The following is a 21151-nucleotide window of genomic DNA, read 5'->3' as shown; positions in this document are numbered from 1 at the left end:
GTCAGCCCGCCCAGATGTCATAGAGCCGTACCTCCAGAACCGCCAGCACGACACCGCCGGCGGCCACCGTCACCGATCCCCACTTGGTCCGCTCGGCCAGCGACATGAACCCGGCGGCCGGGACGCACGCGAACGAGCCGATCAGATACGCCACGAAGATCGTCGTGCCCTGGTCCGGCTTCTCGCCCTGAGCGAGCAGCACGATCCCGGCCACGAGCTGGATCAGCGCGAGCAGCGACACCACGGCCATACCGATGAAGTGCCAGTCCTTGGTCGGCTGGTCCCGGTACGCGGCCCAGCCGCACCACGCGGCCAGCAGCAGCCCGGCGACGCCGGTCGCCAGGGTCAGGGCATCAAGCATGGGGCCGACCCTATTACGGTCCGAACCGCCCGATGCCGTCGCCCCCGGGCTGCCACGTAGGGTCGAAGTCATGACCATCCAGGCAGAAGCCCTCCTCTTCGACAACGACGGCACACTCGTCTCCTCCCTCGACTCCGTGAACCGCTGCTGGACCCAGTGGGCGCAGGAGTACGGGATCACCGCCGAGGACTTCGCCCGCGTGGCACTGCACGGCCGTACCGCCGCCGAGATAGCCGCCGACCTGCTGCCCGCCGACACCGTGGCGCGGGCCGTCGCCCGCATCGAACACCTGGAAGTGGCGGACGTGGCGAACGGCGGCGTCCATCTGCTGCCCGGCACCCGCGCCGTCCTGGACGCGCTGCCCGCCGACCGCTGGGCGATCGTCACCTCCGCGACCCGGCGGCTCGCCGAGGCCCGCCTGGAGGCCGTCGGCATCCTCCCGAAGAAGCTGATCACCGCCGAGGACGTCACCCGCGGCAAGCCCGACCCCGAGCCGTATGTGCTCGCCGCCCGTGAGCTGGGCGTCGACCCCGCCCGCTGTGTGGTCTTCGAGGACGCCCCGGTGGGCCTCGCCGCGGGCCGCGCCGCCGGGATGACCACCGTGGCGTTGGCCACAACCCACCGGGCGGACGAACTCGACGCCGATCTGGTGGTGGAGCACCTCGGCGCCCTGTCCGTGCTGGTCACGGACGGGGGAGTGGAGATCTCCGCCCGCCCCTGACCGGCCGTGATGTCACCGGCGCCGACCTCCGGCGACCGTCCACCGCTGTCCAGTATCCGGACAGCGGTGACCGGTAAGGACCATACGTCTGCTTTACTGATCCGCATGACCACGACGAGCAGCCGCACCCTTGCGACCGAGGCGACCACGACGCCCGGTGCTCGCTGTATGTGTCGAATGCGCGCTTTCTAGAGGGCCCCCGCACCACCGAGAGCCTCGCGCCCCGAAGCGAGACCGCCAGCGAGACCGCTCATGTCCCCCCACCCGTCCTGTGACCTGACCTGTGACAGGACCCCCTACGGGACCGAGCCCGCCCCGCGCACATGTTCTCCCCGGTTCCCGTTCCATCGCCACCGCGAGAACCATGCCGCGTGCCCGACCGTATGCACCCGTGCACGGCGCACCACCACGCCCGCACTCGACAGTGACGGAAATCCCCAGTGATCACGACAACGGACCTGACCAAGGTCTACCGCTCGCGCGGCCGTGAGATCACCGCCCTCGACGGCGTCGATCTGCACGTACGCGAAGGCGAGGTCTACGGCGTCATCGGCCAGTCCGGCGCCGGGAAGTCCTCCCTCATCCGCTGTGTCAACCTCCTGGAGCGCCCCACCTCCGGCACGGTCACCGTGGCCGGCCAGGACCTCACCGCCCTCGCCGGACGCGGCCACCGGGCGACCAAGGACCTGCGGCGGGCGCGCAGCCGGATCGGCATGGTCTTCCAGCACTTCAACCTGCTCTCCTCACGGACCGTGCAGGACAATGTGGAGCTTCCGCTGGAGATCCTCGGCAAGACAGGGAAGGAACGTTCCCTCAAGGCCCTGGAGCTGCTCGACCTGGTCGGCCTCGCCGACAAGGCCAGGTCCTACCCGGCCCAGCTCTCCGGCGGCCAGAAGCAGCGCGTCGGCATCGCCCGCGCCCTGGCCGGCGACCCCAAGGTGCTGCTCTCCGACGAGGCCACCAGCGCCCTCGACCCCGAGACCACCCGCTCGATCCTGGGGCTGCTGCGCGATCTCAACCAGCAGCTCGGACTGACCGTCCTGCTCATCACCCACGAGATGGACGTCGTCAAGAGCGTCTGCGACTCCGCCGCCCTCATGGACCGGGGCCGCATCGTGGAGTCCGGCACGGTCAGCGAACTCCTCGCCACCCCCGGCTCCCAGCTGGCCGCCGCGCTCTTCCCGGTGGGCGGCGACGCCTCGGCCGACGACCGGACCGTCCTCGACGTCACCTTCCACGGCGAGGCCGCCACCCAGCCGGTCATCTCCCAGCTGGCCCGCACCTACAACATCGACATCTCCATCCTCGGCGCCGCCATCGACACCGTCGGCGGCCTCCAGGTCGGCCGGATGCGCATCGAACTCCCCGGCCGCTACGAGGACAACGTCGTCCCCGTCGGCTTCCTGCGCGAGCAGGGCCTCCAGATCGACGTCGTGGGCGAGGAGCCCGCCGCCCCGCCCGCCCCGGGCCTCGCCCCGGGCACCGCCTCGGGCACCGCCTCGGGCACCGCCCCGGGCACCCCGCTGGTGAAGGAAGGTGCCAAGTGACCTGGTCCGAGATGCGTCCCCTGCTGGAGCAGGCGTGTACCGAGACCCTCGTCATGGTCGGCTGGGCCACCCTGATCGCGGTCGCCGTCGGCCTGCCCATCGGCGTCCTGCTCGTCCTCACCGACCGCGGCGGCCTGCTCCAGAACACCCTGGTGAACAAGGTCATCGGGCAGATCGTGAACATCGGCCGCTCGATGCCGTTCATCATCCTGATGGTCGCGCTGATGGGCTTCACCCGCTGGGTCACCGGCACCACCATCGGCAGCGAGGCCGCCATCGTCCCGCTCGCCATCGGCGGGATCCCGTTCTTCGCCCGGCTGGTCGAGACCGCGATCCGCGAGGTGGACCACGGGCTGGTCGAGGCCGTGCAGTCGATGGGCGGCAACACCGCGACCATCGTCCGCAAGGTCCTGGTCCCCGAGGCGCTGCCCTCGCTGATCGCCTCCACCACGACCACCGTCATCGCGCTCATCGGCTACTCCGCCATGGCCGGCACGGTCGGCGGCGGCGGCCTCGGCGACCTCGCCATCCGCTACGGCTACCAGCGCTTCGAGACCGGCCTGATGTGGATCACCGTGGCCATCCTGGCCGTCGTGATCTCGCTGATCCAGTTCGCCGGCGACTTCGCCGCCCGCTCGCTGCACCGACGCGGCGGACGCTCAGGACCGATGCCCCGGCTCGCCCTGCTCCGCGCCAAGGAGACCGGCACCGCCGAGATCGGCAAGGCCGTCTGACTGCGTCACGGCCCCTTCCGTCCCGTCCCCCTCGTCTCACTCGTCCGCCGCCTCCCGCTCCTGGCTCTCTTCTCTCCCCAGACTCCCCGGACTCCCCGCACACCACCGCGGGGCCGCACCACCCAAGGAAAGGCACTTTTCGTGCGTAACACCGCCAAGATCACCACCGCTGTCCTCGCCGCCGGAGCCCTCACCCTCGGGCTCACCGCCTGCGGCTCCGACCAGGACTCCGGCTCCGACGCGAGCGGCCCGCTGACCGTGGCCGCCACCGCGACCCCGCAGGGCCAGATCCTCACCTACGTCAAGGACAACCTCGCCAAGGACGCCGGCCTCGAACTGGAGGTCAAGGAGTTCACCGACTACGTGACCCCCAACACGGCCGTCCAGCAGGGCGAGGTCGACGCCAACTACTTCCAGCACCAGCCCTACCTGGACGACTTCAACAAGAAGAACGGCACCGACATCGTCGCCGTCCCCGGCGCCACCGTCCACCTGGAGCCCCTCGGCGTCTACTCCGAGGGACTCAAGGACCTCGCCGACCTCAAGAAGGGCGCCACGGTCGCGATCCCCAACGACACGACCAACGAGGCCCGCGCCCTCAAGCTGCTGGAAGCCAACGGACTCATCGAGCTGAAGTCCGGCGTCGGCTACGAGGCGACCCCCAAGGACATCGCGTCCAACCCGAAGAACCTCCAGTTCAAGGAGTTGGAGGCGGCCCTCCTGCCGCGCTCCGTCAGCGATGTCGACGCCGCCGTGATCAATGGCAACTACGCCCTGGAGGCCGACCTCAGCCCGGCCGAGGACGCGCTCGCCGCCGAGGCCCCCGAGAACAACCCCTACGGCAACTTCCTCGCCGTCAAGAAGGGCAACGAGGACGACCCGCGCGTCGAGAAGCTCGCCAAGCTGCTCACCTCGCCCGAGGTGAAGAAGTACATCGACGACACCTACGACGGCTCCGTCGTCGCGGCCTTCTGAGCACCGCGGAGCGAGAACACCATGAAGCGCCGCAGCACACTGCTCACCACCACCGCACTCGCCCTCACCCTCACCCTCGGGCTCACCGCCTGCGGCTCCGGCTCCGACTCCGGCGGCTCCGGGGCCGACGACACCCTCGTCGTCGGCGCCACCGCCGTCCCGGCCGGCGAGGTCCTGACCTACATCAAGGACCACCTCGCCGACGACGCCGGGCTCTCCCTGGAGATCCGCGAGTTCACCGACTACGTCGTGCCCAACACCGCCCTCCAGGAAGGCTCGCTGGACGCGAACCTGTACCAGAACAAGCCCTACCTGGAGGACTTCAACGAGGCCAAGGGCACCGACCTGGTCCCCGTCGCGGACGCCTATCTGCCGCCCATGGGCGTCTACTCGAAGCAGGTCTCAGGCGTCGCCGACCTGCCCGACGGAGCCACCGTCGCGGTGCCCAACGACACCACCAACGAGGGCCGGGCGCTGCGCCTGCTGGCCGCCGAGGGCATCATCACCCTCAAGAAGGACGCCGGCACCGACGCGTCCCCCGCGGACATCACGGCCAACCCCAAGAACCTGACCTTCAAGGAACTGGAACCCGCCCAACTGCCCCGCTCCCTGGACGACGTGGCCGCCGCGGTCATCAACAACAACTTCGCGCAGGACGCCGGTCTGAGCCCGGCCAAGGACGCCGTCCTGCTGGAGTCGGCGAAGGACAACCCCTACGCCAACGTCCTCGCCGTCAAGAAGGGCGACGAGGACGACCCGAGGATCGCCGAACTCGTGCAACTGCTCGGCTCCGCCGAGGTCAGGACGTTCATCGAGGACACCTACCAGGGCTCCGTCCTGCCGGTCACCCCGGCCTGACCCGGCGCCCGACCGCCGCGCCCCACGGGATCCCCGAGGGCCGGCACCCGCCACGCACCACGGGGTGCGCTCCCCTCACGGAGCGCACCCCGTGGTGCGTTCCGGCGCCGCGATGCTGCATGCTGGGCAGTTCACCAGGGCCTGACGGTTCCACAGGTCATCCGACGGTTACGGAGCGGCGCATGACGAGCACCTTCCCCACCATCTCCATCAGCACGGAGCGGTTGGTGCTGCGTCCCCTGGAGACGGACGACGTTCCCGCCCTCGCCGAGATGATGACCGACGAGCAGGTCGTCGCCTGGACCGACGTACCGCACCCCGCCACCGAACGGGCCGCCCACCGCTGGATCACCGAGACCGCCCCCGCCGCCCGCGCCAACGGCCGCGGCCTCGATCTCGCCGTCACCGAGTTCCTCACCCAGCGACTGGTGGGCGCCATCCGGCTCGGCGCGACCGACTGGCACGTCCGCTCCACCGAACTCCAGTACATCGTCGCCCCCTGGGCCAGAGGCGAGGGCTACGCCTCCGAGGCCGCGCTCGCCACCGCCCGCTGGCTGTTCCACGACCAGACCTTCGAACGCATCGAACTGCGCACCGCCGCCGACAACACCGCCGCCCAGCAGGTCGCCCAGAAGATCGGCTGCATCAGCGAGGGCGTCCTGCGCGGCGCCTGCATAGCGCGCGTCCGCGCGGAGAACGGCGTCTGGACCCGGACCCGCACCGACTACATCGTCTGGAGCCTCCTGCCCGAAGACCTCGAAGGCACCGGCGGTCAACTCGCCGACACCGGGGGATTCACCTCCTACCCCGACTGGAACTGACCGGGACCGGCACCCACGCCGCCGACCCGCCCGCTGCCCCGGCCGCACCGCACGGCGGGGTACGCTCACGGGGCCCGCGCCCGCCGCGAGCGCACCAGCACACCCCCACCCCCACGATCTGCGTAAACCCCTGGAGACTGACGACCATGGCCGACCGGGTCACGGTGATCGGCTGGGACGGCTCGCCGCTGACCGCCGCGGCTCGCTCCGCCCTCCGCGCCGCCACGCTCGTGGCCGGTGCCCCCCACCATCTGGCACTGCCCGAGGTGCCCGGCCCCGCCGAGCGCGTCCGCCTCGGCAGCGTCGCCCTCGCCGCCCGCCGGGTCGCCGCCCACCGCGGCACCGCCGTGGTCTTCGCCGACGGCGACCCCGGCTTCTTCGGTGTCGTACGCACCCTGCGCGACCCCGAGTTCGGCCTGGAGGTCGAGGTCGTCCCCGGGGTCTCCCCGGTGGCCGCCGCCTTCGCCCGCGCGGGCATGCCCTGGGACGACGCCCAGGTGGTGGTCGCACACCCCCGCACCCTGCGCCGCGCGGTGAACGTATGCCGCGCCCACACCAAGGTTGCCGTGCTCACCGCACCCGGCGCCGGCCCCGCCGAACTCGGTCTCCTCCTCGACGGAGTGCACCGCACCTTCGTCGTCTGCGAGGAACTGGGCACCGACCGCGAACAGGTCTCCGTCGTCACCTCCGACAAGGCCGCCGACCACACCTGGCGCGACCCCAATGTCGTCATCGTCATCGGCGGCCCCGTCGGCCATGTCGAGGGCGGCGGCTGGATCGCCGGCCGCGACCCGGCCGCCGGCCCGCGCGGCTGGACCCGTCCCCCCGAGTCCTACGACGGTGCACTCGCCGAGGGTGAACGGGAGGTGCTGCGCGCCGCCCAACTGGCCCGCCTCGGCCCTCGCGTCGGCGACCTGGTCTGGGACATCGGCTGCGGCAGCGGCGCCTTCGCCACCGAGGCCGCCACGGCCGGCGCCGCCGTGATCGCCGTCGACCACGACCCGCGCGCCTGCGCCCGCACCGAGGCCGCCGCCCGCCGCTTCGGGGTACAACTCCAGATCGTGTTCGGCACCGCCCCGCACATCCTGGAGAACCTCCCCGAACCCGACGTCGTCCGGATCGGCGGCGGGGGAGCGGCCGTGGTGTCCGCCGTCGCCGACCGCCGCCCCCAGCGGATCGTCACCCACGCCGCCACCCGCGACGCTGCGGAACGCGTCGGCCGTGAGCTGACCGAGCACGGCTACCGGGTCGCGTGCGCACTCCTCCAGTCCGTGGAACTCGACACCCGGGCCTGGACGGAGACCGAGCGGAGCGTCTCCTTCTCCCTGAGCGCGGAACTCGGGCGCGCATAACGGCCGACCGACCCTGCGATCGAGCCACGAAACCGGAGAATCCGAGGGTGCGAAACGGGTGGAACGGGACGTCCCACCCCTCCCGGTGATCCGCTTGTCATACCGCGCGCGGTAGGCTGGCCGATCGTTGTACCGCAGCCGGACGCCCGTCGCTTCGTCGGCCAATGTCCGGAAAACCCGCCCGTTTTGGGAAGGGTGTGGTACGGCAGCACCGGAGGACGCGCAACGTGGCGCAGTCCACAGCGGGCCGTCGCGGATCAAGCTGTCGTGGCGGGGGATCGACCGCGAGAATGCCACCGTATGGCTTTGTCGTCTTTTCCGGCGGGTCGTTCGTGCCGCTGGGCACGCACGCTCGTTCTCACTGCGGGGCGGTCGGTGCGCCGTTCCGGGTGAGCTGGCAGGAGCACTAACCGATGGGCGAGGGGTACGCATGACGGACACCGGCCAGGTCCCGGGCGAGGGACTGCCGGAGCAGACAGGCACGGCTGACCAGCCGGGCGTCCCTGCGCCCGCGGCCTTCACCTACCTCTCCGAGAGTCCCGCCGAGGACGAAGACCTGCTGCTGCCGGGCGCCCAGGGCGCCTGGGGCAACGAGGTGGCTCCGCCCCCGCCCGAGCCGGTCGTGGAGGCCGTGCACCGACCCGCCCCGCACGAGACGGCCGGCCCCGACACCGGCAGCGTCGACCTCAACGGGGTCCACCTGCCCGGTCCGGTCCCGGTCGCGTCGGCGGCCCCGCGCCGCCCGCTCCACCTGGGCCCGCCCACCCCCGACGCCTCCGCCAGCCCGGTCCGCTCCCTCGCCGACCGGGGCCCCGCGGGTGTCGCGCCCCGCCCCTCGGCCCCGTCCGCTCCCGAGCCCGCCGGGTACGTCGACGCGCCGCGCCACCCCGAGGGCGTCCCGAACGGCGTCCAGAACGGAGCCCCGCAGGGCGCGGCCCCCTGGGGTGCGGCGGCGGCCGGGCCGGTTCCCGCGTCCGTCCTGGTCGCGGACCCTGCCGAAACGGTTGCCCCGCCGGTCGCCGCCGGCCCCGCCCCGGCGGCGGTTCCGACGGCAGTTCCGGCGGCGGTTCCGGTGGCAGTTCCGGTGGCGGTTCCGGTGGCAGTTCCGGTGGCGGTCCAGAGCCAGCCGGAACTCCAGCGGCCGGAGCCTCAGCAGCCGGCGGCCGAGGCCGCTCCCGCCGCGGTGCCGGACGCCGGTCCGGCCGCCCAGGAACTCGCCGACGGTCCGGGCGACGCGCCGGCGGACGACGCGGAGAACGCAGAGCAGTCGCCGGACGCGGCTGAGCCCGACGCTGTCCTGGCGGCCACCGCGCAGGAGACCCCGGCTGCCGCTACGGCGGCGGTTCCCGCGATCGCCGGTACACCGGAGGACTCGGCTCAGCCGCCGGTCGCGGCTGCGGGTCCGGCACGGGCTTCGGCTTCGGCTCAGGGTCCGGCTTCGGCTCAGGGTCCGGCTTCGGCTGAGGGTCCGGCTCCGGTTGCGGGTCCGGCCGAGGCTCCCGCTGCGGCTCCGGCTGCGGATCCGGTTTCGGCTCCGGCTCCGGTGGAGCCGACCGGCGCCGCCCCGGCCGACGGTACGACCCAGGCCGAGGCCCAGCCTCCGACCCAGCCCCAGCCCCCGACCCCGGCCGTCGGCACGCCGACTCCCGCCGACCACGTGCCCGTTGCCGACGCCCAGGACGCGGCGACGGCCCAGGCACCGGCCGCTGCCGCCCCCGGCGTTCCCGCCGAGCCGCCCGTCGCCACCGCCGTACCCGCCGCCCCTGCCGTACCTGTCGCGGCTGCGGAGCCCATGCCCGCCGCGGCCGATGCCGCTCCGGTGGCCCAGCCGCCCGCGGCCCCGCCGACCGAGGAACCGGCCGCTCCCGTGGCCGACGACTCGGGTACGACAGCACCCGCCGCCCAGAGATCCGAGCAGCCGCAGGCCACCGCCGTACCCGCCGCCCCTGCCGAGGAGCCCTCCCAGGGTTCCGCCGCCCCCGAGGCCGACCAGCAGCCCGTGGCCGCCGGGCCCGCGGCACCGGCACCACCCGGGTCGGTCCCCGAGGCCGTCGACCCGGCCGCCCAGGTCGCCGTACCGCCGAACACCCCCCAGCCGGGCCCCGTATCCGTAGCCATGTCCCAGACGCCCGCGCAGCCCGACGCCGATGCGGCCGACACCCCGCCCGACGGCACCCCGCTGCCGGCCGAGGCGCCGGCCCCCACCGCGGTACCGCCGCCCGCCGCGGCCCTCCCGACCGAGCCCCACCCCGGCGAGCCGCTGGGCGAGTTCGTGCCGGTCACGGGACAGGTGCCGACCACCCCCCACCTGGCCCCGACCCCGCCGCACCCGCTCTCCGTACCGCCGGAGGCGTTCCGGCAGGAGCCCGTCGCCACGGTCCCCGCACCGCGCGCGGCCCAGCCCGCCCCGGCAACTGCCCCGGCACCTGCCCCGACGTCTGCCCCGGCCGACGAGCCCCAGCCCGAGTTCGAGCCCGAGGCCGAACGCGAGCCCGAGGTCGCGCTCGTGCAGAACGCCGACGACCTGGACACCCGCGACGCCGAGCAGGAGGACGCGGCGGGTCGTGAGCACCGGCAGGCACGGGAAGCGCAGGAGCCTCAGGAACCCCAGGAACTCCAGGAACCCCAGGAACTCCAGGAGCCTCAGGAACTCCAGGAGTCCCTCCCCGTCCAGGAACCCCCCACAGCCCAGGAAGTCCACGAAGAAGTGAGCACGGCCCCCGAGGCTGAGGCGCGGCAGTCCACCGGACCGGCCGCCCCCGCCTACGACGACGCCGAGCGCGAGGCCGTACTGAAGGTCATGCGCGAGCGGCGCGACATCCGCAACGGCTTCCGCAGCGACCCCATCCCGCACGAGGTGCTGCTCCGGGTCCTGGAGGCCGCGCACCATGCGCCCTCCGTCGGCCACTCCCAGCCCTGGGACTTCGTGGTCATCCGCTCCGCCGACACCCGCCGCGCGATGCACGAACTGGCCATGCGCCAGCGCGATGCCTACGCGAAGTCGCTGCCCAAGGGCCGGGCCAAGCAGTTCAAGGAACTGAAGATCGAGGCCATCCTCGACACCCCGGTCAACATCGTCGTCACCGCCGACCCCACCCGCGGCGGCCGGCACACCCTCGGTCGGCACACCCAGCCGCAGATGGCGCCGTATTCCTCCGCGCTCGCCGTCGAGAACCTCTGGCTCGCCGCCCGCGCCGAGGGCCTCGGCGTCGGCTGGGTCAGCTTCTTCGACGAGCGGGAGATGGTCCGCGCCCTCGGCCTGCCCGAACACCTGGAGGTCGTGGCGTACCTCTGCGTCGGCTATGTCGACGAGTTCCCGGACGAGCCCGAACTCGCCCAGGCCGGCTGGTCCAAGCGCCGCCCGCTGTCGTGGGTCGTCCACGAGGAGACGTACGGCCGCCGCGCCCTGCCCGGCGAGGAGCCGCACGACCTGCTCGGGGAGACCGTCGCCCAGATCCGCCCGCTGGACGCCAAGGCGCTCGGCGAGGCGTGGGAGCGGCAGAAGCGGATGACCAAACCGGCCGGGGCGCTCGGCATGCTGGAGATCATCTCCGCTCAGCTCGCCGGGCTCTCCCGGCAGTGCCCGCCGCCCATCCCGGAGCCCGCGGCCGTCGCCGTCTTCGCCGGTGACCACGGGGTGCACGCCCAGGGCGTCACCCACTGGCCGCAGGAGGTCACGGCCCAGATGGTGGCCAACTTCCTCGGCGGGGGAGCGGTCTGCAACGCGTTCGCGAGCCAGGTCGGCGCCGAGGTGTGCGTGGTGGACGTGGGCGTCGCCGCCGACCTCCCGGCCACCCCGGGCCTGCTGCCCCGCAAGGTCCGCTCGGGCACCGCCGACATGACCACCGGCCCGGCGATGACCCGCGAGGAGGCCAGGGCGGCCATCGAGGTGGGCATCGAGACCGCCCGCGATCTGGTCGCGGCCGGCAACAAGGCCCTGCTGACCGGGGAGATGGGCATCGCGAACACCACCGCGTCGGCCGCCCTCATCTCGGTCTTCACGGACACCGACCCCGCGGAGGTCACCGGCCGGGGCACCGGCATCAACGACGAGACCCTCGCCCGCAAGACCGAGGTCGTCCGCCGCGCCATCGAACTCCACCAGCCCGACCCGGCCGACCCCATCGGTGTCCTCGCCGCGTTCGGCGGTCTGGAGCACGCGGCGATGGTCGGCCTGCTGCTGGGCGGCGCGTCCCTGCGGACGCCGGTCATCCTGGACGGCGTCAGCGCCGGGGCCGCCGCCCTGGTCGCCCGGGCCATCGCCCCCGAGGTGCTGGCCGCGTGCATCGCGGGCCACCGCAGCGCCGAGCCCGGCCATATCGCCGCCCTCACCAAGCTGGGCCTGCGCCCGCTGGTCGACCTCGACCTCCGGCTCGGCGAGGGCACCGGCGCCCTCCTCGCCCTCCCGATGGTCCAGAGCACGGCCCGCGCGATGCACGAGGTGGCGACGTTCGACTCGGCGGGCGTGACGGAGAAGTAGGAGAGGCGGCGGCCGAGCGGGGCCGGCCCTGCCCCAGCAGGACCGGCCCCGGTAGACCGGCTCCGGCAGGGCCTACCGGGGCAGGTCCGACCCCGGTGGGCGCCCCGGCAGGACCGGCCCCGATGGGCCCCCGACCGGACCGGCCCCGACCGGACCAGGCCGGGCGGATTCGTTCGTGTCCCCCCCCGACCCGCCGACAGCCGAGCCCCTCAGCGCGCCTCCCCGTCAGCGCCCGCCCCCTGCGCCCCCGCCGCGGCCCCGCCCTCTCTACCCCCTCCACCCCCACCTTCCCCTCCACCCCCACCTTCCCCTCCACCCCTCCCGTCTCCTCCGCCCCGCCCCACTCGGCATAAAATCCGCACGTCAGGACAGTGCCCCGCCCGGCGCTGCCCCCGTCCGGCGCCGCCCCGTCCGTACAAGGAGCCTCCCTATGGCTACGGCAGAACACCCCGCCTACCCGGTAGGACTCCGCCTCACCGGCCGCAAGGTCGTCGTCCTCGGCGCCGGTCAGGTCGCCCAGCGCCGCCTGCCCGCCCTCATCGCGGCCGGCGCGGACATCCTGCTCGTCTCCCCGGGGGCCACCGCCTCCGTCGAGGCGATGGCGGACACCGGCGAGCTGACCTGGGAGCGCCGCGCCTACGCGGACGGTGACCTCGCCGACGCCTGGTACGCCCTGATCGCCACCAGCGACCCCGAGGCCAACGCCCGGGCCTCCGCCGAGGCGGAGCGCCACCGCGTGTGGGCGGTCCGCGCGGACGACGCCGACGCGGCCACCGCCTGGACCCCGGCGACCGGCCACAGCGAAGGCGTCACCGTCGCGATCCTCACCACCGACCGCAAGGCCCGCGACCCCCGGCACACGGCGGCCGTACGGGACGCGGTCGTGGCGGGCCTGCGCGACGGCACCCTCGTCGCCCCCCACCACCGCACCCGGACCCCCGGTGTGGCCCTCGTCGGCGGCGGCCCCGGCGACCCCGACCTGATCACCGTGCGCGGTCGCCGGCTGCTCGCCGAGGCCGATGTCGTCATCACCGACCGCCTCGGCCCGCGCGACCTGCTCGCCGAACTCCCGCCGCACGTCGAGGTCATCGACGCCGCGAAGATCCCGTACGGCCGTTTCATGGCCCAGGAGGCCATCAACAACGCCCTGATCGAACACGCGCGGCAGGGCAAGTCCGTCGTCCGGCTCAAGGGCGGCGACCCCTATGTCTACGGCCGTGGCATGGAGGAGGTGCAGGCGCTCGCGGAGGCCGGCATCCCCTGCACGGTCGTACCCGGCATCTCCAGTTCGATCTCGGTGCCCGGCGCGGCCGGTATCCCGGTCACCCATCGCGGGGTCGCCCATGAGTTCACCGTCGTCAGCGGCCACATCGCGCCCGACGACGAGCGCTCCCTGGTCGACTGGGCGTCCGTCGCGGGGCTCTCCGGCACCCTGGTGATCCTGATGGGCGTCGACAAGATCGGCAGGATCGCCGAGACCCTGATCGCCCACGGCAAGTCCCCGGACACCCCGGTCGCCCTGGTCCAGGAGGGCACGACGGCCGGTCAGCGCCGGGTCGACACCACCCTCGCGGACGTCGAGGAGACGGTCCGGGTCCACGAAGTGAAACCGCCGTCCGTGATCGTCATGGGCGCGGTCGTCACCGTCGGCCCCCGCCCGTCCGAGTAACCCCGGGTTACAGACCCGTTCCGAGCCGTTGGCACCGCACGCACGACAAGGCAGTATCACCCTGTGGCCGATCTCATCACCGTGGACGACCCCGACGACCCCCGCCTGAGCGACTACACGGGGCTGACCGACGTAGAACTGCGCCGCAAGCGCGAACCCGCCGAGGGCCTCTTCATCGCCGAGGGCGAGAAAGTCATCCGCCGGGCGAAGGACGCGGGCTACGAGATGCGCTCGATGCTGCTGTCCGCGAAGTGGGTCGACGTCATGCGCGACGTCATCGACGAACTCCCCGCCCCCGTCTACGCGGTCAGCCCCGAACTCGCCGAACGCGTCACCGGCTACCACGTCCACCGCGGCGCCCTCGCCTCCATGCAGCGCACACCCCTGCCCACGGCCGCCGACCTCCTGCGGACCACCCGCCGGGTCGTCATCATGGAGTCGGTCAACGACCACACCAACATCGGCGCGATCTTCCGCTCGGCCGCCGCCCTCGGCATGGACGCCGTGCTGCTCTCCCCGGACTGCGCCGACCCCCTCTACCGCCGCAGCGTGAAGGTCTCCATGGGCGCGGTCTTCTCCGTCCCGTACGCCCGTCTCGGCACCTGGCCCAAGGGCCTGGAGTCGGTCCGCGAGGCAGGCTTCACCCTGCTCGCCCTCACCCCGGACGAGAAGGCCGAGTCCCTGGACGAGGCCGCACCTCACCGTATGGACCGGGTCGCCCTCATGCTGGGCGCCGAGGGCGACGGCCTCTCCACCCAGGCCCTGGTCGCGGCCGACGCCTGGGTCCGCATCCCGATGGCCCACGGAGTGGACTCCCTCAACGTGGGCGCGGCGGCGGCCGTCGCCTTCTACGCGGTGGCGACGGGCCGCCCCGAGCTGTGACCCGGGCCGGCACCGGCACCCGACGGGACCGTCATCCCGGCCCCTGACACCCCTGCACCAGCGCGATCCCCAGCGCCACCAGCAGGGTGACGACGACGAAGACGAAGAGCCGCTGCCGCAGCAGCCGGGGGTTGGCGGGCCGCAGCCTGGTCCCCGTGGCGCGCGGCGGGCGCCGACGCGGCGCGCTCTGACTCCCGGGGCGGGTGCTGTTCCGCCCGGTCGGAGTGGCGCGCCCGCCGGGAGCGGGCCGCGCCCCCGGCCGGGAGGTGCCCGTCCCGACCCCCGCGCGCGAGGAGCCGTTGCCGCGCGGTGCCGCGCCGGCCCGGGGGCCATGGCCCCCACGGGACGGTACGGTGCCCCGCGCGCCGCCCGCCCCGCCCGCACCGCGTGCCGGTGTGCCGTTCCTGGGCGGGGGAGTCACCCCCCGCTGTCCCTGCGGACGGCGCTGGGTGCGCTGCTGCTCCGGGTAGGTCTCGGCCAGCCGACCGGTGGGCCGGTCCGCCTCGGCGGCGCGCGGCGCGGGCGGGCGGCCGTCGAGCATGTCCTGCGCCTCCCGCGCGGCGATCTCCTTCAGCCGCAGGGAGAGATCGAGCGTGCTGGGCCGGTCGTCGGGATCCTTGGCCAGACAGGCCCGTACCAACGGAGCCAGCGCGTCCGGTACGCCGTGCAGCTGGGCCTCCTCGTGCACGACCCGGTACAGCATCACCTCGGAACTGCCGTGCCCGAACGGCGAGTCACCGGTGGACGCGTATGCGAGGGTCGCCCCCAGCGAGAACACGTCCGTGGCCGGGGTGACCATCGCGCCCCGCACCTGCTCGGGCGCGAGGAAACCCGGCGATCCCACGGCCGTCCCCACATGGGTGAGCGTGGAGGCACCGGTCGCCCAGGCGATACCGAAGTCGATGATCCGCGGCCCCTTGGGCGACAGCAGGATGTTGGACGGTTTGAGGTCCCGGTGCACGACCCCGGCCTCGTGGACCGCGACCAGCCCTTCGGAGAGCGCCGCGCCCACCATGGCGACCTCGGCCGCGCTGAGCGCCCCCTGGTCGGCGACCTTGTCGTGCAGCGAGGGGCCGGGCACGTACTGCGTCGCGAACCACGGCCGCTCCGCCTCCAGATCGGCCGCCACCAGCCGCGCCGTACAGCCGCCCCGGATCCGCCGGGCCGCCGACACCTCACGCGCGAACCGCGAGCGGAACTCCTGGTCCTCCGCCAGATCGGGCCGGATCACCTTCAGCGCGACCCGCTGCCCCTTCTTGTCGGAGCCCAGATAGACCACGCCCATGCCGCCCGCGCCGAGCCGTCTGTGCAGCTTGAACGAGCCGACGACGCGCGGGTCCTCACGCCTTAGGCGCATCATCGCCATGTTCATCCCCGCTGCCCGGTCCGTCTGACGAGCCACAGCTTACGTTTCCACGGCCGCCCGCGCGCAGAGGCCGCGCCCTCTCGTCCCGACGGATTGTCAGTCCCGGCCGGGAGACTTGAGAGGTGGTCAGAGCGCGCGCGAACAGGGCGGCTTGACGCCGTCCATGATCCCAACGGACGGAGACGGAAGGGGCATTGGCCGCGTCACGGGTGACCGGGTGGAGACCGCCGTGGACACGAGGCACACGGCGCGCGCGTACGAGGTGGTGGGGAGCCGGGCCGGCCGCCGGGCGGGGACGGCGGTGCGCCGGAGGGCGGTCGAAGTGAGCGAAGTCACGCCGAAAGGGTCGGAACGGGGTCGGCGATACGGACGGACCGGTTCCTGGCCGACCGGGTTCCCGCCCTGGTCGGGCGGCCCGCCCGAGGGAGGTCTGCCCGGAAAAGTCCGGGCAGACCGGACGTCCCCTCCGGGAAGACCCGGAGACGTAGGGCGAGACGTAGGACCGGTCTCCACCCAGGGGAGTACACCCTGATGGGCGGCTCATCCTCCGGGAGGCCCGCCAATCGGTACGAGGGCATGACGCCCGGTGTCCGCCACGCCCCTAGATTTGAGGTCAAGCGGCGGGTGTAGCACTCGTCCCCCGAGGTCAAACACCCGCCGCTGCCAACGACAACTGAGTTCGGTCAGGAGAGGGACAGTGGCGCACACGGCACCGCGGACGCTGATCCGTGAGCGAGGACGCAAGGCACACGCCGCCGCGTTCGGCCCGCGCCCCGATGGCCGCCGTCACCCCTTGGTGGCGACGGCGATGGCCCTTCCCCTGGCGGTCCTGCTCCTCGTCGTCTTCGACGGCTGGGAGACAGTGGCCACACAGGCGTCGTCCGTGGGAGTGATGCTGGGGCGCTGAGCGGCGACCCCAGGCCCGGATGAGCGGTCCGGGCGGGGACATCCACCCATAACCCCGTGGGGACGGGGGTGCGGCGGACGGCACAAATGCCGGCGCAGCTGGGGAGCTGCGCCGGCATTGCTCTGCCCTCACCCGGGACTCCCTTCCACGCCCTGTCCTGGCGGGATCCAGCGCCCCACCCACCTCTGCCAGGCCATACTCCGGCGGCCCCTGAACGCCGCCCGCCGACCACAGCCCCCACCCCTGTCAGGCGCTTGCCCGGTGAGCTGTGCGCCTCCTCCCGCCGCGTCGTACCGACTCGCCTGCTGTGTGCCTCTCCCGCCAGGGCATACTCCGGCGGGTTCCGACCCCGGCCGGTTCCTGCGCCCCGCCCGCCGTACCCGGCCCACGGCCCCGCCAGGCCATGAGCGGGCGAGCCCCCGCCACCCGGCTGGCCCGCCGCACCCCTCCCCCCGGCCGGAGGCCCCGGCGCCCCGCCTCAGGAAGGGCCCCACCCCTGCCGTACCCTCCACCGAAACGTTCGCTCGTCCACTCGAAAGGCCCTTGTGACCCGCCTCCTCACCGCCCTCGCCGCGAAGGCGAGATCCGCGGCGCATCCCGGCAGCACGCTCACCCCCGCCTGTGCCTGCGGGGCGGGGACCCTCGCGGACCGGCCCGATGCCACGGTCGTGCGGCACGCCGACACGGTGGCCAAGGCGCACCCGCCCGGCACGGACCCCAGTCACCTGACCGTGCTCCTCGCCACGGCCGCCCGCCTCCCCGAGGTGTTCGTGCCGCCGCTGCGCCCGGAACCCGTCGCCCTCGACACCCGCCTGGTGACCTTCTGGCCCTACGGCACCCCCGTCGACCCCGACGATCCCGACGCCGCCCCCTGGGAGGCCGCCGCCGGCCTGCTCGCCCGGCTGCACCGCACGCCCGTCCCCACCGGACTGCCTCCGATGCGCGGCCCCGCGAAGGCGGCCCGGGCCGTGGAGCGGCTGGTGGCCGCCGGGCCCCACCCGGAGATCGCCACCGTGCTGCGCGCCTGGCGGAGCCTCCCGGCGTGGGCCCGGGCGAAGGCCCCGATGCCCGAGCCCCTCGCCGCCCTCTGCCACGGCGACCTGCACCTCGGCCAACTCGTCCGGCACCCCGCCCCGCAGGGCCCGTGGCGGCTGATAGACGTGGACGACCTCGGTGTGGGCGCACCGGCCTGGGACCTGGCCCGCCCGGCCGCCTGGTACGCCTGCGGACTGCTCACCGCCGACGAGTGGACCCGCTTCCTCACCGCCTACCGCGCCGCCGGCGGCCCCGCCGTCCCGCCCGACGGCGACCCCTGGCCCGCCCTCGACGTCCCGGCCCGTGCCCTCACCGTCCAGACCGCCGCCACCGCGCTCACCAAGGCCCTCGCCGCGAACCGCCCCCTGGAGGAGGTCGAGCGGTCGGTGCTCGACGCCGTCGCGCGAATGGGTTCCGTACCCCCGGAGTTGGACCCGGACAAGGCGAAGTAGGGTGCAACCGACCGCCGCCGGACAGTGTCTGTCCTGGCGTAACGCGAAGCAGGACCGACCGGCGAGGAGTTGAGCCGACCATGCAGTGCCCGAAGTGCCATGGACAGATGCACACCTACAACCGCAATGGCGTGCAGATCGAGCAGTGCAACAACTGCCGGGGGATCTTCCTGGACTACGGCGAGCTGGAGGCGCTGACCCGCCTGGAGTCGCAGTGGAGCCAGCCGGGCCCGCCGCCCCCGCCGGCCGCCCCCCAGTACCCGGCCGCCCCCGTGGCCCCGGCCGCGCCCGCCTGGGGCGCCCCGCACGGCGGTGGCCACCACGGAGGCCACCACGGTCACCGGCAGAGGGGCTTCGGGCGCATGCTGTTCTCCAGCTGACCCGGCACCACGAAGGAGCCCCCGGCCGTACGAGACGGCCGGGGGCTCCGGTGTGTGGACGATACTGGGATTGAACCAGTGACCTCTTCCGTGTCAGGGAAGCGCTCTCCCGCTGAGCTAATCGTCCTCGGGACCAGGATCAGGACCACGGCACGAGATCACCGTAAGAAACCGATCATGGGCACTGCGTGCGCGATACTGGGATTGAACCAGTGACCTCTTCCGTGTCAGGGAAGCGCTCTCCCGCTGAGCTAATCGCGCGGGTCGAAGCCGAAGGGCTTCAGTGGACGATACTGGGATTGAACCAGTGACCTCTTCCGTGTCAGGGAAGCGCTCTCCCGCTGAGCTAATCGTCCTTAGAGGTGGAGACGGGATTTGAACCCGTGTAGACGGCTTTGCAGGCCGTTGCCTCGCCTCTCGGCCACTCCACCAGGAGTGTAAGGGGCCGGGAAGCCCCCCGTTCCTGCGAGCGGACGACGAGGTTCGAACTCGCGACCTCAACCTTGGCAAGGTTGCGCTCTACCAACTGAGCTACGTCCGCCTGTCGTTTCGGTGCGCTCGCGCGTCCCGGCGACGTGTTGAACTCTAGCGGATTCCGGGGCCAGCACAAAAACGCGTTTGTGCAGCGTGCTGCCCTGTGCCTGGTCACGGACCGGCCGCGGGCACCCGGGAGGTCACGGCGGGGCCACCCGCGGGACACCCGTCCTAGACTCGACAGCGTGCTCGACCTCCCTCCTCTCGCCCGCTTCGGTGACCGCCTGGCCACCGGTCTCCTCGATGTGACCAGCGATCCCGCCGCCCTGGACTCGGCCGGTTTCTGGGCGGTCTGCGCGGACTTCGAGGGCAGGCTGACCTGCGCCCGCTTCGCCGAGGTCCACGAGAGCCCGGTACCCGCCCCCGCGCCCGGCGCCTGGCGCGGCCCCGCCCCGGACGACTGGACGTCCTCCCTGGACCACGCCGCCTACACCGCGGGCGTACGACGGATCCGCGAGCACATCGCCGCCGGCGAGGTCTACCAGGCGAACCTCTGCCGCGTCCTGTCCGCCCCCGCCCCGCCCGGCGCCGACGTCGACGCCCTCACCGCACTGATCGCCCGCGGCAACCCGGCACCGTACGCCGGGACGATCCGGCTGCCCCGGCACGGGGTGGAGACCGCCACCGCGTCACCGGAGCTGTTCCTGCGCCGCAGCGGGCGGACCGTGGAGTCCGGGCCGATCAAGGGCACCGGCCGCACCGAGGCGGATCTCCTGGAGAAGGACTTCGCCGAGAACGTGATGATCGTGGACCTGGTCCGCAACGACCTCGGCCGGGTCTGCGCCACCGGCAGCATCACCGTCCCCGACCTCTGCGCGGTCGAGAAGCACCCCGGGCTCGTCCACCTCGTCTCGACCGTACGCGGAGAGCTGCGCCGGGACGTCGGCTGGCCCGGACTCCTCACCGCCGTCTTCCCGCCCGGATCCGTCACCGGCGCCCCCAAGTCCAGCGCCCTGCGGATCATCGAGAGCCTGGAGACCGTCCCGCGCGGCCCCTACTGCGGCGGCATCGGCTGGGTCGACGCCGACCGGGGCACCGGAGAGCTGGCCGTGGGCATCCGCACCTTCTGGATCGACCGCGCGGCCGGGCTGCTGCGGTTCGGCACGGGAGCGGGCATCACCTGGGGCTCGGACCCCGAAGGGGAGTGGCGGGAGACCGAACTGAAGGCGTCCCGGCTGCTCGCGGTAGCGTCGGGGGCGTACGAGGGTCCGGAGGGTCCGGACATGTCCTTTGCGAGGTAGGCACCAGTGAAGCTTTGGCTCGACGGCGGGCTCCAGGACATCGACTCCGCCCGCGTCTCCGTCCTCGACCACGGGCTGACCGTGGGCGACGGCATCTTCGAGACGGTGAAGGCGACCGACGGGAAACCGTTCGCGCTCACCCGCCACCTCGACCGCCTCACCCGCTCCGCCCGCGGCCTCGGACTGCCCGACCCCGACCTCGACGAGGTCCGCCGCGGCTGCGCCGCCGTCCTGGCCGCCAACCCGATGCCGCTCGGCCGGCTGCGCATCACCTACACCGGCGGCACCGGCCCGCTCGGCTCCGACCGCGGCGCCCACGGCCCCACCCTCGTCGTCGCCCTCGGCGAGACCACCCGCCGCCCCGACTCCACCGCCGTGATCACCGTGCCCTGGACCCGCAACGAGCGCGGCGCGCTCACCGGCCTGAAGACCACGTCGTACGCCGAGAACGTCGTCGCGCTGGCCCGCGCCCATGAACAGGGCGCCTCCGAGGCGCTGTTCGCCAACACCGTCGGACAGCTCTGCGAAGGCACCGGCTCCAACGTGTTCGTCGTCCTGGACGGCACCCTCCACACCCCGCCGCTCGCCTCCGGCTGCCTCGCCGGCATCACCCGCGCCCTGGCCGCCGAATGGACCGGCGCCAAGGAGACCGACCTGCCGCTGGACGTCCTCGAACGGGCCGACGAGGTCTTCCTCACCTCCACCCTGCGGGACGTCCAGGCCGTCCACCGCCTCGACGGCCGTGAACTGCCCGGCACCGCGGGCCCGGTGACCGCCAAGGCCATGCGGATCTTCGCGGAGCGCTCGGGCGACGACCTCGACCCGTGACGGACCCG

At 73.3% G+C, this 21151-nt stretch carries 17 protein-coding genes, 5 tRNA genes and 1 pseudogene; 16 read left to right on the top strand and 7 right to left on the bottom strand.

The window, feature by feature from the left end; genetic code table 11:
- Position 1: 1 nt before the first annotated feature.
- Positions 2 to 361 (bottom strand): hypothetical protein, encoded by a 360-nt coding sequence (locus ACIQNG_RS29800; RefSeq protein ID WP_401489288.1) that lies wholly within the window; start codon positions 359 to 361, stop codon positions 2 to 4.
- A 70-nt stretch (positions 362 to 431) separates the two neighbouring features.
- Between ACIQNG_RS29800 and ACIQNG_RS29795 the strand changes: the two genes are divergently transcribed.
- The 10 genes from ACIQNG_RS29795 to ACIQNG_RS29750 all read left to right on the top strand — a co-directional run bounded on the left by ACIQNG_RS29795 (position 432) and on the right by ACIQNG_RS29750 (position 14400).
- Positions 432 to 1082 (top strand): HAD family hydrolase, encoded by a 651-nt coding sequence (locus ACIQNG_RS29795; protein ID WP_401489286.1) that lies wholly within the window; start codon positions 432 to 434, stop codon positions 1080 to 1082.
- A 440-nt stretch (positions 1083 to 1522) separates the two neighbouring features.
- Complete coding sequence (locus ACIQNG_RS29790; protein WP_401489284.1) at positions 1523 to 2629, top strand: methionine ABC transporter ATP-binding protein; 1107 nt, start codon at positions 1523 to 1525, stop codon at positions 2627 to 2629.
- Positions 2626 to 3363, top strand: a complete 738-nt coding sequence (locus tag ACIQNG_RS29785) for a methionine ABC transporter permease (RefSeq protein WP_401489283.1) — start codon at positions 2626 to 2628, stop codon at positions 3361 to 3363. The genes ACIQNG_RS29790 and ACIQNG_RS29785 overlap by 4 nt, the downstream gene beginning before the upstream one ends.
- A 141-nt stretch (positions 3364 to 3504) precedes the next feature.
- Positions 3505 to 4338, top strand: coding sequence for a MetQ/NlpA family ABC transporter substrate-binding protein (locus ACIQNG_RS29780; protein WP_401489282.1), 834 nt, complete (start codon positions 3505 to 3507; stop codon positions 4336 to 4338).
- Between the two features lie 21 nt (positions 4339 to 4359).
- A complete protein-coding gene (locus tag ACIQNG_RS29775) occupies positions 4360 to 5196 on the top strand; it encodes a MetQ/NlpA family ABC transporter substrate-binding protein (protein WP_401489280.1) in 837 nt (278 codons plus the stop codon).
- Between the two features lie 182 nt (positions 5197 to 5378).
- Positions 5379 to 6017 carry a GNAT family N-acetyltransferase gene (locus ACIQNG_RS29770; protein WP_401489278.1) on the top strand — a complete coding sequence of 213 codons (639 nt, stop codon included), beginning with the start codon at positions 5379 to 5381 and terminating at the stop codon, positions 6015 to 6017.
- 146 nt (positions 6018 to 6163) lie between these two features.
- Complete coding sequence (gene cbiE / locus ACIQNG_RS29765) at positions 6164 to 7369, top strand: precorrin-6y C5,15-methyltransferase (decarboxylating) subunit CbiE (protein ID WP_401429292.1); 1206 nt, start codon at positions 6164 to 6166, stop codon at positions 7367 to 7369.
- 430 nt (positions 7370 to 7799) lie between these two features.
- A complete protein-coding gene (gene cobT / locus ACIQNG_RS29760) occupies positions 7800 to 11849 on the top strand; it encodes a nicotinate-nucleotide--dimethylbenzimidazole phosphoribosyltransferase (RefSeq protein WP_401489275.1) in 4050 nt (1349 codons plus the stop codon).
- Positions 11850 to 12279: 430 nt separating this feature from the next.
- On the top strand, positions 12280 to 13518 hold the full coding sequence (gene cobA, locus ACIQNG_RS29755) for a uroporphyrinogen-III C-methyltransferase (protein ID WP_401489273.1): 1239 nt from the start codon (positions 12280 to 12282) through the stop codon (positions 13516 to 13518).
- 63 nt (positions 13519 to 13581) lie between these two features.
- Entirely contained in the window at positions 13582 to 14400 is an 819-nt protein-coding gene (locus ACIQNG_RS29750) for a TrmH family RNA methyltransferase (protein WP_401429300.1), read from the top strand.
- A gap of 31 nt (positions 14401 to 14431) precedes the next feature.
- On the opposite strand, the gene ACIQNG_RS29745 is transcribed toward ACIQNG_RS29750, so the two are convergent.
- Positions 14432 to 15772, bottom strand: coding sequence for a protein kinase (locus ACIQNG_RS29745; RefSeq protein WP_401489301.1), 1341 nt, complete (start codon positions 15770 to 15772; stop codon positions 14432 to 14434).
- Positions 15773 to 15929: 157 nt separating this feature from the next.
- Between ACIQNG_RS29745 and ACIQNG_RS29740 the strand changes: the two are divergent.
- From ACIQNG_RS29740 to ACIQNG_RS29725, 4 genes and pseudogenes are all read left to right on the top strand, one after another.
- Positions 15930 to 16254, top strand: a pseudogene (locus ACIQNG_RS29740) (hypothetical protein).
- A gap of 209 nt (positions 16255 to 16463) precedes the next feature.
- A complete protein-coding gene (locus ACIQNG_RS29735) occupies positions 16464 to 16673 on the top strand; it encodes a hypothetical protein (protein WP_401429303.1) in 210 nt (69 codons plus the stop codon).
- A 545-nt stretch (positions 16674 to 17218) separates the two neighbouring features.
- Positions 17219 to 18160: a phosphotransferase family protein gene (locus ACIQNG_RS29730; RefSeq protein WP_401489271.1), complete on the top strand. Its 942-nt coding sequence runs from the start codon at positions 17219 to 17221 to the stop codon at positions 18158 to 18160.
- 80 nt (positions 18161 to 18240) lie between these two features.
- Entirely contained in the window at positions 18241 to 18540 is a 300-nt protein-coding gene (locus ACIQNG_RS29725; RefSeq protein WP_401429309.1) for a zf-TFIIB domain-containing protein, read from the top strand.
- Between the two features lie 55 nt (positions 18541 to 18595).
- Here the strand turns inward: ACIQNG_RS29725 and ACIQNG_RS29720 are convergent.
- The 5 genes from ACIQNG_RS29720 to ACIQNG_RS29700 form a co-directional block, all read right to left on the bottom strand.
- Positions 18596 to 18667: transfer RNA gene (locus tag ACIQNG_RS29720), tRNA-Val, on the bottom strand.
- 62 nt (positions 18668 to 18729) lie between these two features.
- A tRNA-Val gene (locus tag ACIQNG_RS29715) sits at positions 18730 to 18801 on the bottom strand.
- 23 nt (positions 18802 to 18824) lie between these two features.
- A tRNA-Val gene (locus ACIQNG_RS29710) sits at positions 18825 to 18896 on the bottom strand.
- A 4-nt stretch (positions 18897 to 18900) separates the two neighbouring features.
- Positions 18901 to 18971 (bottom strand) — tRNA-Cys (locus ACIQNG_RS29705).
- Between the two features lie 37 nt (positions 18972 to 19008).
- Positions 19009 to 19081, bottom strand: a tRNA-Gly gene (locus ACIQNG_RS29700).
- Positions 19082 to 19259: 178 nt separating this feature from the next.
- Between ACIQNG_RS29700 and ACIQNG_RS29695 the strand changes: the two genes are divergently transcribed.
- Positions 19260 to 20315, top strand: coding sequence for a chorismate-binding protein (locus ACIQNG_RS29695; RefSeq protein ID WP_401489269.1), 1056 nt, complete (start codon positions 19260 to 19262; stop codon positions 20313 to 20315).
- A gap of 6 nt (positions 20316 to 20321) precedes the next feature.
- Positions 20322 to 21143: an aminotransferase class IV gene (locus tag ACIQNG_RS29690; protein WP_401489267.1), complete on the top strand. Its 822-nt coding sequence runs from the start codon at positions 20322 to 20324 to the stop codon at positions 21141 to 21143.
- Positions 21144 to 21151: the final 8 nt, after the last annotated feature.

The sequence above is a fragment of the Streptomyces sp. NPDC091377 genome, assembly GCF_044757045.1.
Lineage (GTDB): Bacteria > Actinomycetota > Actinomycetes > Streptomycetales > Streptomycetaceae > Streptomyces.
This window is presented reverse-complemented; position numbering and strand designations above follow the sequence as displayed.

Bases quoted from the DNA above. Each gene is read 5' to 3' on its own strand.
- ACIQNG_RS29800 (WP_401489288.1), bottom strand. From the start codon at position 361: ATGCTTGATGCCCTGACCCTGGCGACCGGCGTCGCCGGGCTGCTGCTG.
- ACIQNG_RS29795 (WP_401489286.1), top strand. From the start codon at position 432: ATGACCATCCAGGCAGAAGCCCTCCTCTTCGACAACGACGGCACACTC.
- ACIQNG_RS29775 (WP_401489280.1), top strand. From the start codon at position 4,360: ATGAAGCGCCGCAGCACACTGCTCACCACCACCGCACTCGCCCTCACC.
- ACIQNG_RS29770 (WP_401489278.1), top strand. From the start codon at position 5,379: ATGACGAGCACCTTCCCCACCATCTCCATCAGCACGGAGCGGTTGGTG.
- cbiE (WP_401429292.1), top strand. From the start codon at position 6,164: ATGGCCGACCGGGTCACGGTGATCGGCTGGGACGGCTCGCCGCTGACC.
- cobT (WP_401489275.1), top strand. From the start codon at position 7,800: ATGACGGACACCGGCCAGGTCCCGGGCGAGGGACTGCCGGAGCAGACA.
- cobA (WP_401489273.1), top strand. From the start codon at position 12,280: ATGGCTACGGCAGAACACCCCGCCTACCCGGTAGGACTCCGCCTCACC.
- ACIQNG_RS29745 (WP_401489301.1), bottom strand. From the start codon at position 15,772: ATGAACATGGCGATGATGCGCCTAAGGCGTGAGGACCCGCGCGTCGTC.
- ACIQNG_RS29725 (WP_401429309.1), top strand. From the start codon at position 18,241: ATGCAGTGCCCGAAGTGCCATGGACAGATGCACACCTACAACCGCAAT.